The following is a 16,178-nucleotide window of genomic DNA, read 5'->3' as shown; positions in this document are numbered from 1 at the left end:
GACCCCCACCAGGAACGGCCCCGGAGCAACGTCGCTCCGGGGCCGTTCCGCGTTTGCGGTGAACCGGTTGCCGTGCGACGCACGTGCCCACGGGGAGAGCGCTCACACACGCCGTGGTTATGCTCGCGCCGGCTGGGGGTGACCACAAGGGCAGCCGGTGGCGTCCGGAAGGGAAGTCCGTGCAGCAGCAACAGCGAGTCGTCGCCAACCGCTACACCCTGCTCGTCGAGCTCGGCAGAGGTGCGATGGGTGTCGTGTGGCGTGCCCAGGACCAGCTGCTGGGCCGGGCGGTCGCGCTCAAGGAACTGCACCCGCCGCAGGGCATCGCCGCCGAGGAACGCACCGTGCTGGAGGAGCGCATGCTCCGCGAGGCGCGGACCGCGGGCCGGCTGAACCACCCGGCGGTCGTCACCGTCTACGACGTCGTCCGCGAGGACGGCCGCACCTACCTCGCCATGGAGCTGGTCGACGCGCTCGACCTCGCGAGCATCGTGCAGCGGAACGGGCCGCGCGACTCCACCTGGATGGCCGGGGTCGCGTTGCAGGTGCTGGGGGCGCTGGAGGCCGCGCACCAGGCCGGGATCGTGCACCGGGACGTGAAGCCCAGCAACGTCATGGTGCGTCCGGACGGGACGGTGAAGCTCACCGACTTCGGCATCGCGCAGGCCGTGGACGACCCGCGGCTCACGCACAACGGCGGCATCGTCGGGTCGCCCGCGTACATGTCACCGGACCGGCTGAGCGGCTGGGAGGCCTCGCCCGCGTCGGACCTGTGGGCACTCGGCGTCACGATCGCCCACGCGGTCGAGGGCATCAGCCCGTTCGAGCGGACGTCCACGGCGTCCACGTTGCACGCCGTCATGAACGAGCCGCCGGTGCTGCGGCGCGCGTCACCCGCGCTGGCCCAGGTGATCCGCGGGCTGCTGACCGTCGACCCCGCGCGGCGCCTGACCGCACCCCAGGCACGTCAGATGCTGGTCGCGATCGTGCAGGGTACGGCGCCGGTGTCGTTGCCGCGCAACAAGAACAGGCTCGTCGTGGCCGGCGCGGTCGCGCTCGGTGCGCTGGTGCTCGCGGGGGCGGCGTTCGCCGGTTACCAGGCCTTCAAGCCCGACGGCACCACGGGCTCCGCACCCAGCGGGCAGAGCTCCACCGAGTGGGCGGAGGCCTCGCAGCTCCCGGTGGGCGCCCCGCTGCCGGCCCGCCGCATCGCCACGTTCGGCCGTGGTGGTGACGTGCCCGAGTGGAACCTGTCGGGGACGCAGTGCGGGAAGGACTTCCTCACGCAGGGCTCGCCGGTGCGCACGAACGTGCCGTGCGACGGACCGCACGGAATCCAGCTGTTCTCCGCGGCGACGCCGCTGTGGGACAAGCCCAAGGAGACGCCGTACCCCGGCACGAAGTGGCTGGCCGACTTCACGAAGGACTACTGCACCGAGCAGTTCAGGGTGGTCGAGCCGAAGATCCAGGAGCCGCTCGGCTTCACCGGCCTCGTGCCCACCCAGGAGGAGTGGGAGGCCTGGCAGGACGCCACCGCACCGGGCCGCCAGGAGGTCCTGTGCGTGCTCTGGAAACAGGACAGGTCCCCCCTGGCCGGCTCCCTCGTCAACTGACCTCCCCCTGCTGGCCCAGGCATCTGCAAGTACTCGGTACTTGCAGATGCCGTGGAAGCCAGGGGCGGGGTTGTCAGTCAGCCGCGGATGGTGTCGATCACCAGCGGTGACCGTTCCGGCGCGGAGTCCGTGACGCTGTAGGCACCTTCGAGGGCCTGCAGAGCACCGGTGACCGCGTCGGGGGTGTCGGTGTGCAGCTCCAGCAACGGCTGACCGGCCTCCACGACGTCACCCGGCTTGGCCAGGCACACGACGCCGGCACCGGCCTGCACCGGGTCCTCCTTGCGCGCGCGGCCGGCACCGAGCCGCCACGCCGCGACACCCACGCCGTAGGCGTCCAACGTGGACAGCACACCGGCGGCCGGTGCCGTCACGACGTGCTTGTGCGCGGCCACCGGCAGAGCGGCCTCCGGGTCGCCGCCCTGGGCGCTGATCATCCGCGCCCACACCTCGTAGGCCTCACCCGAGGCCAGCACGGCGGCCGGGTCGGCGGAGATCCCGGCCAGCGACAGCATCTCCGCGGCCAGCGCGACGGTCAGCTCGACCACGTCGGCCGGACCGCCACCGCGCAGCACGTCCACGGACTCGGCCACCTCGACCGCGTTGCCCACGGCCCGGCCCAGCGGCACCGACATGTCCGTCAGCAGCGCCGAGATCCGCACGCCGTGCTCAACGCCGATCGACACGAGCGCCGAGGCCAGCTCCCGCGCGGACGCGAGGTCCTTCATGAACGCACCGGAGCCGACCTTCACGTCGAGCACCAGCGACTCGGCGCCCTCCGCGATCTTCTTCGACATGATCGAGGACGCGATCAGCGGGATCGCCTCGACCGTCCCGGTGACGTCGCGCAACGCGTAGAGCTTGCGGTCGGCGGGAGCAAGTCCTTCCGTGGCAGCGCACACCACGGCACCGACCGACGACAGCTGGTCGAGGATCTCCGAAGTGGACAGTGCGGCCCGCCACCCGGGGATCGACTCCAGCTTGTCCAGCGTCCCGCCGGTGTGCCCGAGCCCGCGACCGGACAGCTGCGGCACCGCGGCACCGCAGGCGGCGACCAGCGGTGCCAGCGGCAGTGTGATCTTGTCGCCGACGCCACCGGTCGAGTGCTTGTCGACGGTGGGGCGGTCGACGTGCAACGACAACCGCTCGCCGGAGGCGATCATCGCCTGCGTCCAGCGCGCGGTCTCCGCGGGCGTCATGCCGTTCAGGAAGATCGCCATGGCCAGCGCGGACATCTGCTCGTCGGCGACCGCGCCGCGCGTGTAGGCGTCGATCACCCAGTCGATCTGCTCGGACGTCAGCGCCGCACCGTCGCGCTTGACGCGGATGACGTCCACCGCCGAGAAGCTCATGGCAGGTCCTCCGGTCCGAACGCGTCCGGCAGCACCGACGACATCGGCAGGACCCCGGACGGCGTGTCCACCAGGCAGTCCCGGCCACCCAGCTCGTAGAGCACCTGGCGGCACCGGCCGCACGGCATCAGCAGCTCGCCGGCACCGGACCGGCAGGCCACGGCGACGAACCGGCCGCCACCCGTGAGCTGCAGCTGACCGGCCATCGCGCACTCGGCGCACAGACCCACGCCGTACGAGGCGTTCTCGACGTTGCAGCCCGTCACGATCCGGCCGTCGTCGCACAGCGCCGCGGAACCGACCCGCAGCCCCGAGTACGGGCAGTAGGCGGACTGCGCCGCCTCCACCGCCCGTGCCCGCAGCACGTCCCAGTCGACCTCAGCCACGGCGGTACACCTCACCGTCGGCCGCCGGCATGCGGAGTCGTTGCGAGGCGACGGCGAGCACGGCCAGCGTCACCATGTGCGGCGCGTAGGCCACGAACTCGCTCGGGATCTCGTCGAGGCTGATGTAGAGCAGGTACATGAGCACGGCCACGACGATGGCCGCCGCCGCGGAGAACCACTTGCGGCGGATGAGCTGCCACACCACGATCACGCCGAGCAGCAGCACGACGCCGTAGACCAGCGCCAGCACCGTGTCGCCACCCGACCGCAGCTGCAGGCCGTCGGCGTAGCCGAACAGCGCCGCACCACCGAGCAGGCCACCGGGCCGCCAGTTGCCGAAGATCATCGCGGCGAGGCCGATGTAGCCGCGGCCGCCGGTCTGGCCCTCCAGGTAGGACAGCTGACCGGGGTTCAGCACGAGCGCCGCGCCACCCAGACCGGCGAGACCACCGGAGACGATCACGGCGACGTACTTGTGGAAGTACACCTTCACGCCCAGCGAGTCCGCCGCGTGCGGGTTCTCGCCGACCGAGCGCAGGCGCAGGCCGAAGCGGGTGTGCCAGAGCAGGTAGTACGACAGCGGCAGCAGCAGGATCGCCAGCATCGTCAGCGGCGAGACGCCGGTGACGAGGCCGCGCAGGATGCCGGCGACGTCCGAGATGAACAGGCGCTGACCGGCCTCCAGCTCGCCGAGCCAGTCGTCGAGGCCCGCCGCGGAGAACGTGTCGAACGGCTGCACCGGCGGCGACTGCCGCGGGTTGTTCGACAGCGGGAAGAACACCAGTGTCGACAGGTACTTCGTCAGACCGGCGCCGAGCAGGTTGATCGCCACACCGGAGACGATGTGGTTGACGCCGAACGTGACGGTGGCGATCGCGTGCAGCAGGCCACCCAGTGCGCCGAACACGACGGCCGCGAGCACCGCGACCCACGGGCCCCACTGGTAGCCGGCCCACGCCGCGCCCCAGGTGCCCATGATCATCATGCCTTCGAGGCCGATGTTGACCACGCCGGCGCGTTCCGCCCACAGGCCGCCGAGGCCGGCGAGCAGGATCGGCAGGCCCAGGCGGACCGCCGTCTGGGTCGTGCCGGACGAAGTGAGCTGCGGGAAACCGGTCTGCATCGACGTGATCGACAGCAGCGCGATCGCACCGGCGACGCCGAGCATGCCGACGGCCCACCCGGGAACCCTGCGCTTGCGGGGCGCTGCCGGGATGTGCGGCTTCTCCTCCAACGTCGAGATCACGCGGCACCTCCAACGGTTCCGAGCTCACGGCCGACGCGGCGCTGTTCGGCGGCGAGCTCGAAGCGGCGCACCACCTCGTAGGCGACGACGACCGACAGGACGATCGAGCCCTGCATGATGGTGACGATCTCCCTGGGCACGCCGACGTTGTCGAGCGCGAGGCCCGACTTGTCGAGGAACGCCCAGAGCAGCGCGCCGAACGCGATGCCACCGGGGTGGTTGCGGCCGAGCAGCGCGATCGCGATGCCCGAGAAGCCGATGCCGGCGGTGAAGTTCAGGCTGAACGTGTGGTCGCGGCCGAGCAGCTCGGGCAGCGAGATCAGGCCCGCGATGGCGCCCGAGAGCAGCATCGACACCAGGACCATCTTCTTGGCGTTGACGCCACCGGCGGACGCGGCGGTCGAGGACTCGCCGGACGCGCGCAGCTCGAAGCCGAACCGGGTCTTGTTCATCATCACCCAGTAGCCGATGCCCAGCGCGATGGCCACGAAGATGAAGCCGAACATCGTGCCGCTGCCGCCGAACGAGATGCCGGGCATCCAGCCGGACTCCGGGATCTCGGCGGTGCGGATGTTGTTGCCGCGCAGCTCACCGAAGACGTCGCGGCGGATCAGGTAGGCGGACAGGCCGATCGCCAGCCCGTTCATCATGATCGTCGAGATGACCTCGTTGACGCCGCGCGTCACCTTGAGGATCGCGGGGATCGCGGCCCAGGCGGCACCGGCGAGCGCGGCGACGATGATGATCACCAGCGTGTGGATGCCGGGCGGCAGCACGATCGAGCCGCCGACGACCGCCGCGATGACGGCGGCGACGCGGTACTGACCCTCGACACCGATGTTGAACAGGTTCATCTGGAACCCGATCGCCACCGCGAGCGCCGCGATGTAGTAGATGCCCGTCGAGTTGATGATGTCGACGAACGTCGTGCCCTTGCCGACCTGCGTCACCATCACGCCGAACGCCTTGAGCGGGTTGGCACCGGAGATGACGAGCGCCACGCCGCACAACAGCATCGAGAAGACGATCGCCAACGCGGGCGGCAGGAGTTTGCCGCGCAGGTGTCCCATCAGTGCTCGCCTTCCTCTACCGCGGCGGTCTCGTGCACCGCGGCACTCGTGCTGCCCGCACCCGTCATCGCGCTGCCGAGGTCCTCGGGCGTGACGGTGTTCGGGTCCGCGTCGGCCACCAGGCGGCCGCGCAGCATGACCTTGATCGTGTCCGACAGGCCGATCAGCTCGTCCAGGTCGGCGGAGATCAGCAGGACGGCGAGACCGGCGGCGCGGGCGCGCTTGATCTCGTCCCAGATCAACGCCTGCGCGCCGACGTCCACACCGCGGGTGGGGTGCGAGGCGATCAGCAGCACCGGGTCGCCGGACAGCTCGCGGCCGACGACCAGCTTCTGCTGGTTGCCACCGGAGAGCGCCGCCGCGGGGACGTCGATGCCGGGCGTGCGGACGTCGAAGTCCGCGACGATCCGCTCGGTGTCGTTCTTGGCACCGTCGATGTCGAGCCACATGCCCTTGGAGGTGGGCTTGCGGGTCTGGTAGCCGAGGATGCGGTTGTACCAGAGGGGTTGCGTGAGCAGCAGGCCGTGGCGGTGGCGGTCCTCCGGCACGTAGCCGATGCCCGCCTCGCGCCGGGCGAGCGTCCCGAGCTTGGTGATGTCCTTGCCCTGCAACGTGATCGTGCCGCCACCGGCCTTGCGCATGCCCATGACGGCCTCGACGAGCTCGGTCTGGCCGTTGCCCTCGACACCCGCGATGCCGACGACCTCGCCGGACCGCACGACCATGTCGACGTCGTCGAGGATCGGCCGCGCGCCGTCCGGGGTCATCAGCCGCAGGCCCTCGACCGCCAGCACGACCCGGTCGGTGACGGTGGACTCGCGGGTCTCCGGGCTGGGCAGCTCGCTGCCGACCATCATCTCCGCGAGCTGGCGCGACGACACCGTCTTCGGGTCCGCGCTGCCCACCGTCGTGCCGCGGCGGATCACCGTGACGGAGTCCGCGATCGCGCGGACCTCGTCGAGCTTGTGCGAGATGAACAGGAACGTGTAGCCCTGCTCCTGCATGCCGCGGACGGTGTCGAAGAGCTCGTTGACCTCCTGCGGCACGAGCACGGCGGTCGGCTCGTCCAGGATGATCACCCTGGCGCCGCGGTAGAGCACCTTGAGGATCTCGACGCGCTGCCGGTCGGCGACACCGAGCTGCTCGACGAGCACGCCGGGGTCGACGTTGAGACCGGTCTTGCCGGAGAGCTCGATGATGCGCGCGCGGGCCTTCTTGCCGATGCCGTGCAGCGCCTCGGCGCCCAGGACGACGTTCTCCTGCACCGTGAGGTTGTCGGCGAGCATGAAGTGCTGGTGCACCATGCCGATGCCGGCCTTGATGGCGTCGGACGGGGTGCGGAACCGCACCTGCTCGCCGTTCACCTCGATGGTGCCCTCGTCCGGCGGCTGCATGCCGTAGAGGATCTTCATCAGGGTCGACTTGCCCGCGCCGTTCTCACCGCAGAGCGCGTGCACCTCGCTGCGGCGGACGGTCAGGTGGACGTCGCTGTTGGCGACCACACCGGGGAATCGCTTGGTGATGCCCGTGAGCACCACCGCGGGGTGTTCGTCCGTGCCGACGGACGTGGAACTGCTCATCGTCGAGTGCTCCTCCTACCACGCACCGGGCCCTGTGAGGGCGAAACCTCACAGGGCCCGGCGGTGTTCGTGGCTTCCGGACTACGGCTTGTCCTTGACCGTGATCTTGCCCTCGATGATCTGAGCCTTGTAGCCCTCGAGGATGCCCTGCAGCTTCGCGTCGATCTTGCCACCCGTCGTGGCGTAACCGACGCCGTCGACCTTCAGGTCGAAGACCTTCGGCAGCGACGCGAGGTCGTTCTTCGCGACGGCGGCGATGTAGTCGTAGACCGCGACGTCGACGCGCTTGAGCATGGACGACACGATGACGTCCTTGGTGTCGGCGACGGTCGCCTGGTTGTACTGGTCGGAGTCGACGCCGATGGCCAGCACGCCCGCCTGCTTGGCGGCGGAGAAGATGCCCTTGCCGGACGCGCCGGCGGCCTGGTAGATGACGTCCGCACCCTTGTCGATCTGGCCCTTCGCGGCTTCCTGGCCCTTCGGGGCGTCCTGGAAGCCGGTGAAGTCACCCGCGGGCGTGATGTACTTCTTCTCGACCTTGATCTTCGGGGCGGCGGTCTGCGCACCCTGGAAGTAGCCGGCCTCGAACTTCTGGATCAGCGGGATCTCGACGCCGCCGACGAAGCCCACGTGGCACTTCTTGCTCTGGTACGCGGCGATGACACCGGCGAGGAAGGAACCCTCCTGCTCGGCGAACAGCAGCGGCGTCACGTTGGCCGCACCGTCGACGGAGCCGTCGACCAGCGAGAACTTGACGTTCGGGAACTCCGCGGCGACGAGCTTCATCGACTCGGCGTAGGCGAAGCCGACACCGATGATCGGGCTGAAGCCCTCGGCGGCCAGCTGGCGCAGCCGGGTCTGCTTGGCGGACTCGTCCTCGTTCGGGGCGGCGGACAGCTCGCGCGTGTTCTCCTTCTTCACGCCCATGTCCGAGATGGCCTTGTCCAGACCGGCGGCGGCGGAGTCGTTGAACGACGCGTCGCCACGGCCACCGATGTCGTAGGCCAGACCGATCTTCAGCGCGCTCGCATCCACCTTGGCGCCGTTGGCGGCGCTGGTGTTCGAGGTGGTGGGCGCGGGCGGAGCCGCGGCGAACTCGCAGGCGGCACCAGTACCAGCGCTCGAGTTGTTGCTTCCGCCACCCGAGTCCTTCGCGCAGGCGGCCATAGTCATCACGCTGGTCAACGCGATCGCGGCGACCGCGACACCACGCATACGACGACGCACGGCTCGTCTCCTCCCTGAGGTTCCTCCCCAACGACGTTGTTGGGTCCTAGACGCGGCACCGTACCTCTTAGTAACCAACCCCGTTGCCGCCAGCACCTACAAAGACCCCTATCGGTTACGCATTCGACGCTTTGACCGCACGAGTGGTGATCAGCCGTGTTCGCCGCGTGGCGGAAAAGTCCGCTTCGGCCGCTTCCGGGCCTTGGTCGTCGTCCCAACGGCCCAGTGGTGCGGCCCGAAGAGAGGTCCGGTAACTGTGAAACTTCTGCTACGGCTTCACACCGCCCAGCTGGCGTACTCGCCGGTAGCTGTGGCGTAGACCGCATTTCCGTATCGATAAAGACCGCTTGGCCGATCGACAGCGTGTCTCGTCAGTCACAGAGCGGGTACGCCTGCTGGGTCCGTCCCAACGTGCAGGACTACGATTTTCCGGTCATGGTCGGGATGAACCGTTTCGCCGACCACCACCACTGACGTTGGAGGCCGCGGCGCATGACCAGCGCAGGCGCACCCGAGCGGTCGGGCACCACCCGAGGGGGTGGGACGCTCTACCGCGGTGATCTGGGCATGTGGTCCTGGGTCGCCCACCGGATCACCGGTGTCCTCACGTTCTTCTTCCTCTTCACCCACGTGCTCGACACCGCACTCGTGCGGGTGTCACCGAACGCGTACGACGCGGTGATCGAGACCTACAAGAACCCGGTCGTGAACCTCTTCGAGGTCGGCCTGGTCGGCGCGGTGCTCTACCACGCGCTCAACGGCATCCGGGTCATGCTGGTGGACTTCTGGGAGAAGGGCGCCAAGTACCAGCGGGTCATGCTCTGGGTCGTGCTGGCCGTCTGGGTCGTCGTGATGATCCCCGGCTTCTACTTCATGATGGAGCGCACGATCTCCGACCTGGTTGGGGGTCACTGACATGTCTCTCGCACTCGACAAGCCCCGCTCGCCGCGCCGCCCCGCGGCCCGCCGCGGCAACGGCGAGCTCCGCAGCTGGCTGTTCATGCGGCTGTCCGGCCTGCTGCTCGTGGTCCTGGTCCTGGGCCACCTGTTCATCATGAACATCCTCGACGGCGGCGTCCACAAGATCAACTTCGCCTTCGTCGCCGGCCGCTGGTCGTCCCCGTTCTGGCAGTTCTGGGACCTCTCCATGCTGTGGCTCGCTCAGCTCCACGGCGGCAACGGCCTGCGCACGGTCATCAACGACTACGCGCGCAAGGACTCCACCCGGTTCTGGTTGAAGATGCTGCTCTACGTGTCGATGGTGCTGATCATCTCGCTCGGCACGTTCGTGATCTTCACCTTCGACCCGAACATCTCGAACTGACCCGCGCGGGGAGCCCACCACAATGCAGTTCCACAAGTACGACGTAGTCATCATCGGCGCTGGTGGTGCCGGTATGCGCGCGGCGATCGAGTCCGGCCAGCGCGCCCGCACCGCGGTGCTGACGAAGCTCTACCCCACCCGGTCCCACACCGGCGCGGCCCAGGGCGGCATGTGCGCCGCCCTCGCCAACGTCGAGGAGGACAACTGGGAGTGGCACACCTTCGACACGATCAAGGGCGGCGACTACCTGGTCGACCAGGACGCCGCCGAGATCATGGCGAAGGAGGCGATCGACGCCGTTCTCGACCTCGAGAAGATGGGCCTGCCGTTCAACCGCACGCCCGAGGGCAAGATCGACCAGCGCCGGTTCGGCGGTCACACGCGCAACCACGGTGAAGCCGCCGTGCGCCGCGCCTGCTACGCCGCGGACCGCACCGGTCACATGATCCTGCAGACGCTGTACCAGAACTGCGTCAAGCACGGCATCGAGTTCTTCAACGAGTTCTACGTGCTCGACATCTGCCTCACCGAGACGGAGAACGGCCCGGTCTGCACCGGTGCCGTCGCGTACGAGCTGGCGACCGGCGAGATCCACGTCTTCCAGGCCAAGTCCGTCGTGTTCGCGACCGGTGGCTTCGGCAAGGTCTTCAAGACCACGTCGAACGCCCACACGCTGACCGGTGACGGCATGGGCATCGTCTTCCGCAAGGGCCTGCCCCTGGAGGACATGGAGTTCTACCAGTTCCACCCGACCGGCCTGGCCGGTCTCGGCATCCTGCTGACCGAGGGTGCCCGCGGCGAGGGCGCGATCCTGCGCAACGCCTCTGGTGAGCGGTTCATGGAGCGCTACGCCCCGACCATCAAGGACCTGGCGCCGCGCGACATCGTGGCCCGCTCGATGGCCCTCGAGGTGCTCGAAGGCCGTGGCGCCGGCCCGAACAAGGACTACGTGCTGCTGGACTGCACGCACCTCGGTGCCGAGGTCCTGGAGACGAAGCTGCCGGACATCACCGAGTTCGCCCGCACCTACCTCGCGGTCGACCCGGTCGTCGAGCCCGTCCCGGTCTACCCGACCGCGCACTACGCGATGGGCGGCATCCCGACGAACATCCACGGCGAGGTGCTGCGGGACAACGACAACGTCGTCCCCGGCCTCTACGCCGCCGGCGAGTGCGCCTGCGTCTCCGTGCACGGCGCGAACCGCCTCGGCACGAACTCGCTGCTGGACATCAACGTCTTCGGCCGCCGCGCCGGCATCGCCGCCGCCGAGTACGCGCTCTCCCGCGAGTCGCACGTCGAGCTGCCGGAGAACCCGGCCGCCGCCGTCGAGGCCCAGGTCGCGCTGGCGCTGTCGGAGCACGGCCAGGAGCGCGTGGCGGACATCCGCACCGAGCTGCAGGCCACGATGGACGCCAACGCGTCCGTCTACCGCACCGAGGACACGCTGAAGACGGCGCTGCACGACGTCCAGGCCCTGAAGGAGCGCTACGCGCACATCCAGGTGCAGGACAAGGGCAAGCGCTTCAACACCGACCTGCTGGAGGCCGTCGAGCTCGGCTTCCTGCTGGAGCTGGCCGAGGTGCTCGTGGTGGGCGCGCTCGCGCGCAAGGAGTCCCGCGGCGGTCACGCGCGCGAGGACTACCCGAACCGCGACGACACGAACTTCATGCGCCACAGCATGTTCTACAAGCAGGGCGAGGGCCTGGCCGCGGACATCCGGCTGGACTACAAGCCCGTGACCTTTACCCGGTACAAGCCGATGGAGCGCAAGTACTGATGACCGCCACCGCTGAAACCACTGCTGGCTCGCGCGGCTCCCAGCCGCCGGTTCCGGACGGCGCTGTCATGGTCACCGTCAAGATCCGGCGCTTCAACCCGGAGGTCGACGACGAGCCCCGCTGGGACTCGTTCGACATCCCCGCGCTGCCGTCGGACCGCGTGCTGAACCTGCTGCACCACATCAAGTGGTACGTGGACGGCACGCTGACGTTCCGCCGCTCCTGCGCGCACGGCATCTGCGGTTCGGACGCCATGCGCATCAACGGCGTGAACCGCCTGGCGTGCAAGGTCCTGCTGAAGGACCTGCTGCTGAAGGACAAGCAGAGCACCATCACCATCGAGCCCATCAAGGGCCTGCCGGTGAACAAGGACCTGCTCGTCGACATGGAGCCGTTCTTCGAGGCCTTCCGCGCCGTCAAGCCGTACCTCGTGACCTACGGCAACGAGCCGACGCGGGAGCGGATCCAGTCGGTCGCCGACCGCGAGCGCTTCGACGACACCACCAAGTGCATCCTGTGCGCCTGCTGCACGACCTCGTGCCCGGTGTACTGGACGGAGGGCTCGTACTTCGGTCCCGCCGCGATCGTCAACGCGCACCGCTTCATCTTCGACTCGCGGGACGAGGGCGCCGAGGAGCGGCTCGACATCCTCAACGACGTCGACGGCGTGTGGCGCTGCCGCACCACGTTCAACTGCACGGACGCCTGCCCGCGTGGCATCCAGGTCACCAAGGCGATCCAGGAAGTGAAGCGCGCGCTGCTGTTCAAGCGCACCTGATCTCCCGTTCGACGACGGCGCCGCGTTCCCCTCGGGGACGCGGCGCCGTGTCGTTGCACCCGGTGTGCCGACGACGAGGGCCCCGGCGCGGTGTGCGCCGGGGCCCTCGTGGAAGAACGCTCTCAGAAGCCCTGTGCGGCCTGGGCGGCCTGGCGGCGTGCCCGTGCCGCCTTGGCCCTCTTGTTGCGGAGGTAGAGGAACACGGCGGCCAGCAGGCCCACGCCGGCGGCGGCCGTGATGGGGAGGCCGACGGTGCCGAACATGGTCGGGGCCGGGCGGCCGTTGGCGCTGTCACCGGGTGCCGCCACGGCGTCCGCGTCGGCGTTCTGGGTGGAGGTCACCCTCGGCTTGGGCTGCGGGGCGCCGTCCACGAGCTTGCCGACGCCGCCGGGGCCCATCGCGAAGCCGTAGTCGAGCAGCTTCGAGGCCTGGGTGGTGATCGGGGTCGGCGTCTGCTGGCCGCGCAGCAGCACGACGACGAGGCGGCGGCCGTTGCGTTCCGCGGCACCCACGTAGGTGTGCTGGGAGTCGTCGGTGAAGCCGGTCTTGCCGCCGATCGCGCCCTCGTAGTTCGAGAGGAGGCGGTTGTCGTTGGTCAGCATGATCGTGCCCCCGTTGCGGCCGGGGAACTGCGACTGCTTCAGCTTGATGGCGCTGGCGAACTCGTCGTACTTCATGGCGCCGCGGAAGATCAGGGCGACGTCGTAGGCCGACGTGCTGGTGCCGGGGCCGTCCAGACCGGACGGCGTGACCGCGCGGGTGTCCAGGGCGCCGAGCTCGCGGGCCATGGCGTTCATCTTGCCCAGCGCCCTCGGCACGCCGCCGAGCTGGCGGGCGAGGGTGTGCGCGACGTCGTTGCCGGAGGTGAGCAGCAGGCCGTGCAGCAGCTGGCGGACGGTGTACTGGCCGCCGTCGCGCAGGCCGACGCAGGTGCACTCCTGCTGCGTGTCCTCCGCGGAGGCGGTCACCACCATGTCGCCGCGCAGCTCCTTGGCCACGACGAGCGCGAGCAGGACCTTCATGACGCTCGCGGGGCGCTGGCGGCCGTGCGGGTCGTACGCGGCGATGACGGCGCCGCTGTCCATGTCGGCCAGCAGCCAGGAGGCCGCGGTGTTGCCGCTCGGGGGCTGCGCCGAGTTCGGCGGGAGGATCAGGCCGCACTCGCCGAGCCGGTCACCACCGATCGGCTTCTCGGGCACCTCGAGCGGTGCGGGGGCCTTCTGACCGGGCGCCGGCTGCTCGGAGGTGTCCACGGGCGGGGGCGGGGTCTCGCGGTTGGCGCACTGGGCGGCGAGGTTCTGCTGTGCCGTGCCGGTCGGTGCGGCGAACGCGGCTGTGGCCAGGGCGAGGACCAGGGCGACGATGAGCCGATGGGTGAAGGGCACGCCCCCAGGCTATCCACCCCCGTTCAACGTCTTGCACGCACCACGTCCGATACTGGTCGCCGTGAAGCTCTCGCGCCCGATGTCACTCTTCCTGGTGGCTTTCGGAGTGTGGTCGTGGGTGATCTGGCCCACGTTCCTGAAGAACATCTGGAACGACCCGCGTTCGTTCAGCGACGGACCGACCCCGTTCTTCACGGTGCACCTCGTGCTCGTGATCGCCTCGCTCGTCTTCGGCACCGTCATCGGCGTGCTGGGCGTGCGGGGTTTCCTCGCCACCCGACGTCGATAGGGAAACGCTGTGGAGTTCGTACGCCTGGTGCTGGTCTTCCTGCACCTGCTGGGCATGGGCATGCTCGTCGCGATGATCATGTTGCAGGCGAGGGCCGGCAAGGACGCCCCGGTGAACAAGGGCTGGCTGCACGGCGCCGCCCTGCAGCTGCTCACCGGCCTGGCGCTGGTCGGCATCGACCCGCTCGTCGACTCGGTGAAGTACGACCACGTCAAGATCGGTGTGAAGCTGGCCGTCGTCGTCGCCATCGCGGTGGTCGTCGCGATCACCGTGAACAAGCCCAAGGCCCCGTCCTGGCTGCTGCCGACCGCCGCCTCGCTGGTCGTGCTGAACGTGGGCATCGCGGTCTTCTGGACCTGATCGAGGGAAGTCCTGCTCACTCGCGGGTGACGTTGTCCCAGATCACGCGCGGCCCGATGTGGGCGGCGACACGATCGCGGGCATGTCTCGTATCGCCTACATCGGTGTGCTCACCGCGGGCGCGGTGCTGACGTTCGCCGGACTGCACGGCGCGTCGCCGGAGGCCTCCGCCTCCGGCGACGGCCAGGTGTGCGCCGCCTCGTGGTGCCCGCAGGAACGCCTCGCCCCCGTGGAAAGAGGCGAACCCACGACCAAGACCTCGTGGACCAAGCCGTCGACGACCACGACGACCCCCACGACGACCACGACCGACTGCACGACCACCACCACCGGCTCGACCACGACGACCACCGGTGCGACCACCACGACCACGGACTCCACGACCACCGGTTCGACGACCACGACGACCGGCTCGACCACGACGACCGGTTCGACGACCACGACCACGAGCTCGACGACCACCACGACCGGCTCGACGACGTCCACGACGACGTCGACCACGGACTCGACGACGACCACCACCCCGTCGAGCACGACCAGCACCACCGACACGTCCAGCACCACCACGACACCGGTCACGACCACGACGCCGGTGACGACGACAACGCCGGTCACCACGACGACGTCCGCCACGAACGCGACGACGCCGCCGGCCACGACCACCAAGCCCGTCGCCGCGCCACCGCGCCACGACGAGGGCCACCTGGCCTCCACCGGCGCCTCGACCGGCTGGCTGGCCGCACTGGGCACGCTGCTGCTCCTCGCCGGCGCGCTCCTGCTCCTGCTGAACCGCACCAGGCCCGCCCGGCGCTGACCGCTCCGGAACTGTCGGTGGTCCTCGTCACACTGGTGACGTGCGAATCGACCAGCTGCGCGAACGCAGCGACCTCGGCGTCATCACCACCGCGACCCTGAAGTCCCTGGGCGTCTCGAACCCCTGGCACCGGTGCGCCTCGGGCGGGCCGTGGCAGCGCATGTACCCCGGTGTCGTGCTGCTGCACAACGGCCCGCCCACCCAGGACCAGCACCTCACGGCGGCCCTGCTGCGCGCGGGCCCCGGTGCCGCCTTGACGGGGGCGGAGGCCTGCCGCCGCCACGGCCTGCCCGCCCGCGGCCGCGAGCTCCACCTGCTCGCACCGGCCCCGGTCCGCGGCAGCGGCCGGCTGGTCGTCGAACGCGCGTCCCCGATGCCGCCGACCACGACCGTCGACGGCTTCCCCCTGGTGCGCCCGGCCCGCGCGGTCGTGGACGCCTGCCGTCAGCTCCGGTCGGCGGACGAGGTGACGGCCCTGGTCGCCGCCGCGATCCAGAGGGGCCGCTGCACCCCGGAGGCCCTCCGCGAGGAGGCCCGCACCCACCGCTTCGGCGCGAAGCTGGTCCGCTCGGTCCTCGCCGACCTGGGCCGGGCCGAGTCGGTGGCCGAACGGGACGCCCGCCGCCTCTCCCGCCGCATCCGCCTGACCACCCCGCACTGGAACGCCACCGTCGTCGACGCGCGCGGCCAGGTCGTCGGCAGACCGGACGCGTGGTTCGACGACGTGGCACTGGCCTGGGAGATCGACTCGCGCGCGTTCCACTGCGGAGCTCGCGACTACGAGCGCACGCTCGCCCGCAACACGAGGTACGCGGCGGCGGGGATTCTCGTCGTGCAGACGCTGCCGGCGCGGTTGAGAACGCACCCGGACCAGGTGGCGACTGAGCTGAGACGGGCCTACGAGGCCGCCGGGGCCCGGCCTCGGCCTGCGGTGCGGATCGCGCCGGACGACCGGGCCGCGCCGCGGGGGTGGTGA

17 protein-coding genes are annotated in these 16,178 nt (G+C 69.8%); 9 read left to right on the top strand and 8 right to left on the bottom strand.

Going from position 1 to position 16,178, the window contains the following annotated elements:
• The first annotated feature begins 179 nt into the window (after positions 1–179).
• Positions 180–1,613 (top strand): serine/threonine-protein kinase, encoded by a 1,434-nt coding sequence (locus tag ACZ7CF_RS18420; RefSeq protein ID WP_470370090.1) that lies wholly within the window; start codon positions 180–182, stop codon positions 1,611–1,613.
• A gap of 77 nt (positions 1,614–1,690) precedes the next feature.
• Here ACZ7CF_RS18420 and ACZ7CF_RS18415 read toward each other — a convergent pair whose 3' ends face one another.
• From ACZ7CF_RS18415 to ACZ7CF_RS18390, 6 genes are all read right to left on the bottom strand, one after another.
• The gene (locus ACZ7CF_RS18415; RefSeq protein ID WP_470370089.1) at positions 1,691–2,965 is read right to left on the bottom strand and encodes a thymidine phosphorylase; all 1,275 of its coding nucleotides are present in this window, start codon (positions 2,963–2,965) and stop codon (positions 1,691–1,693) included.
• Positions 2,962–3,351, bottom strand: a complete 390-nt coding sequence (locus ACZ7CF_RS18410) for a cytidine deaminase (protein WP_360395982.1) — start codon at positions 3,349–3,351, stop codon at positions 2,962–2,964. The genes ACZ7CF_RS18415 and ACZ7CF_RS18410 overlap by 4 nt, the downstream gene beginning before the upstream one ends.
• Complete coding sequence (locus ACZ7CF_RS18405) at positions 3,344–4,597, bottom strand: ABC transporter permease (protein WP_360395981.1); 1,254 nt, start codon at positions 4,595–4,597, stop codon at positions 3,344–3,346. Before ACZ7CF_RS18405 ends, ACZ7CF_RS18410 begins: the two co-directional genes overlap by 8 nt.
• A complete protein-coding gene (locus tag ACZ7CF_RS18400) occupies positions 4,594–5,667 on the bottom strand; it encodes an ABC transporter permease (RefSeq protein WP_470370088.1) in 1,074 nt (357 codons plus the stop codon). The genes ACZ7CF_RS18405 and ACZ7CF_RS18400 overlap by 4 nt, the downstream gene beginning before the upstream one ends.
• Positions 5,667–7,247 (bottom strand): ABC transporter ATP-binding protein, encoded by a 1,581-nt coding sequence (locus ACZ7CF_RS18395; protein ID WP_470370087.1) that lies wholly within the window; start codon positions 7,245–7,247, stop codon positions 5,667–5,669. The genes ACZ7CF_RS18400 and ACZ7CF_RS18395 overlap by 1 nt, the downstream gene beginning before the upstream one ends.
• A gap of 81 nt (positions 7,248–7,328) precedes the next feature.
• Complete coding sequence (locus ACZ7CF_RS18390) at positions 7,329–8,462, bottom strand: BMP family lipoprotein (protein ID WP_360396071.1); 1,134 nt, start codon at positions 8,460–8,462, stop codon at positions 7,329–7,331.
• Between the two features lie 504 nt (positions 8,463–8,966).
• On the opposite strand from ACZ7CF_RS18390, the gene sdhC reads away from it, so the two are divergent.
• From sdhC to ACZ7CF_RS18370, 4 genes are read left to right on the top strand one after another with little or no spacing between them, the layout of a single operon-like run.
• The gene (gene sdhC / locus ACZ7CF_RS18385) at positions 8,967–9,389 is read left to right on the top strand and encodes a succinate dehydrogenase, cytochrome b556 subunit (protein WP_053737536.1); all 423 of its coding nucleotides are present in this window, start codon (positions 8,967–8,969) and stop codon (positions 9,387–9,389) included.
• 1 nt (position 9,390) lies between these two features.
• Positions 9,391–9,798, top strand: a complete 408-nt coding sequence (locus ACZ7CF_RS18380) for a succinate dehydrogenase hydrophobic membrane anchor subunit (RefSeq protein WP_360395977.1) — start codon at positions 9,391–9,393, stop codon at positions 9,796–9,798.
• Between the two features lie 22 nt (positions 9,799–9,820).
• Positions 9,821–11,575 (top strand): succinate dehydrogenase flavoprotein subunit, encoded by a 1,755-nt coding sequence (gene sdhA, locus ACZ7CF_RS18375; protein ID WP_360395975.1) that lies wholly within the window; start codon positions 9,821–9,823, stop codon positions 11,573–11,575.
• Positions 11,575–12,354: a succinate dehydrogenase iron-sulfur subunit gene (locus ACZ7CF_RS18370; protein ID WP_470370086.1), complete on the top strand. Its 780-nt coding sequence runs from the start codon at positions 11,575–11,577 to the stop codon at positions 12,352–12,354. The genes sdhA and ACZ7CF_RS18370 overlap by 1 nt, the downstream gene beginning before the upstream one ends.
• Before the next feature lie 122 nt (positions 12,355–12,476).
• On the opposite strand, the gene ACZ7CF_RS18365 is transcribed toward ACZ7CF_RS18370, so the two are convergent.
• The gene (locus ACZ7CF_RS18365) at positions 12,477–13,739 is read right to left on the bottom strand and encodes a D-alanyl-D-alanine carboxypeptidase family protein (protein ID WP_360395971.1); all 1,263 of its coding nucleotides are present in this window, start codon (positions 13,737–13,739) and stop codon (positions 12,477–12,479) included.
• A gap of 61 nt (positions 13,740–13,800) precedes the next feature.
• Between ACZ7CF_RS18365 and ACZ7CF_RS18360 the strand changes: the two genes are divergently transcribed.
• Together ACZ7CF_RS18360 and ACZ7CF_RS18355 are read left to right on the top strand one after the other, a co-directional pair.
• On the top strand, positions 13,801–14,028 hold the full coding sequence (locus ACZ7CF_RS18360) for an SCO4848 family membrane protein (RefSeq protein ID WP_053737542.1): 228 nt from the start codon (positions 13,801–13,803) through the stop codon (positions 14,026–14,028).
• Positions 14,029–14,037: 9 nt separating this feature from the next.
• On the top strand, positions 14,038–14,388 hold the full coding sequence (locus ACZ7CF_RS18355; protein WP_360395969.1) for a hypothetical protein: 351 nt from the start codon (positions 14,038–14,040) through the stop codon (positions 14,386–14,388).
• A 96-nt stretch (positions 14,389–14,484) separates the two neighbouring features.
• Here ACZ7CF_RS18355 and ACZ7CF_RS18350 read toward each other — a convergent pair whose 3' ends face one another.
• Positions 14,485–15,003 (bottom strand): hypothetical protein, encoded by a 519-nt coding sequence (locus tag ACZ7CF_RS18350; protein ID WP_470370085.1) that lies wholly within the window; start codon positions 15,001–15,003, stop codon positions 14,485–14,487.
• Between ACZ7CF_RS18350 and ACZ7CF_RS18345 the strand changes: the two genes are divergently transcribed.
• Positions 14,981–15,202: an LPXTG cell wall anchor domain-containing protein gene (locus tag ACZ7CF_RS18345; protein ID WP_458430251.1), complete on the top strand. Its 222-nt coding sequence runs from the start codon at positions 14,981–14,983 to the stop codon at positions 15,200–15,202. The genes ACZ7CF_RS18350 and ACZ7CF_RS18345 overlap by 23 nt on opposite strands.
• Positions 15,203–15,242: 40 nt before the next feature.
• Complete coding sequence (locus ACZ7CF_RS18340; RefSeq protein ID WP_470370084.1) at positions 15,243–16,178, top strand: hypothetical protein; 936 nt, start codon at positions 15,243–15,245, stop codon at positions 16,176–16,178.

The organism is Lentzea sp. NPDC036955 (assembly GCF_055608005.1).
This window is presented reverse-complemented; position numbering and strand designations above follow the sequence as displayed.

Bases quoted from the DNA above. Each gene is read 5' to 3' on its own strand.
- ACZ7CF_RS18415 (WP_470370089.1), bottom strand. From the start codon at position 2,965: ATGAGCTTCTCGGCGGTGGACGTCATCCGCGTCAAGCGCGACGGTGCG.
- ACZ7CF_RS18370 (WP_470370086.1), top strand. From the start codon at position 11,575: ATGACCGCCACCGCTGAAACCACTGCTGGCTCGCGCGGCTCCCAGCCG.
- sdhA (WP_360395975.1), top strand. From the start codon at position 9,821: ATGCAGTTCCACAAGTACGACGTAGTCATCATCGGCGCTGGTGGTGCC.
- sdhC (WP_053737536.1), top strand. From the start codon at position 8,967: ATGACCAGCGCAGGCGCACCCGAGCGGTCGGGCACCACCCGAGGGGGT.
- ACZ7CF_RS18380 (WP_360395977.1), top strand. From the start codon at position 9,391: ATGTCTCTCGCACTCGACAAGCCCCGCTCGCCGCGCCGCCCCGCGGCC.
- ACZ7CF_RS18400 (WP_470370088.1), bottom strand. From the start codon at position 5,667: ATGGGACACCTGCGCGGCAAACTCCTGCCGCCCGCGTTGGCGATCGTC.
- ACZ7CF_RS18395 (WP_470370087.1), bottom strand. From the start codon at position 7,247: ATGAGCAGTTCCACGTCCGTCGGCACGGACGAACACCCCGCGGTGGTG.
- ACZ7CF_RS18390 (WP_360396071.1), bottom strand. From the start codon at position 8,462: ATGCGTGGTGTCGCGGTCGCCGCGATCGCGTTGACCAGCGTGATGACT.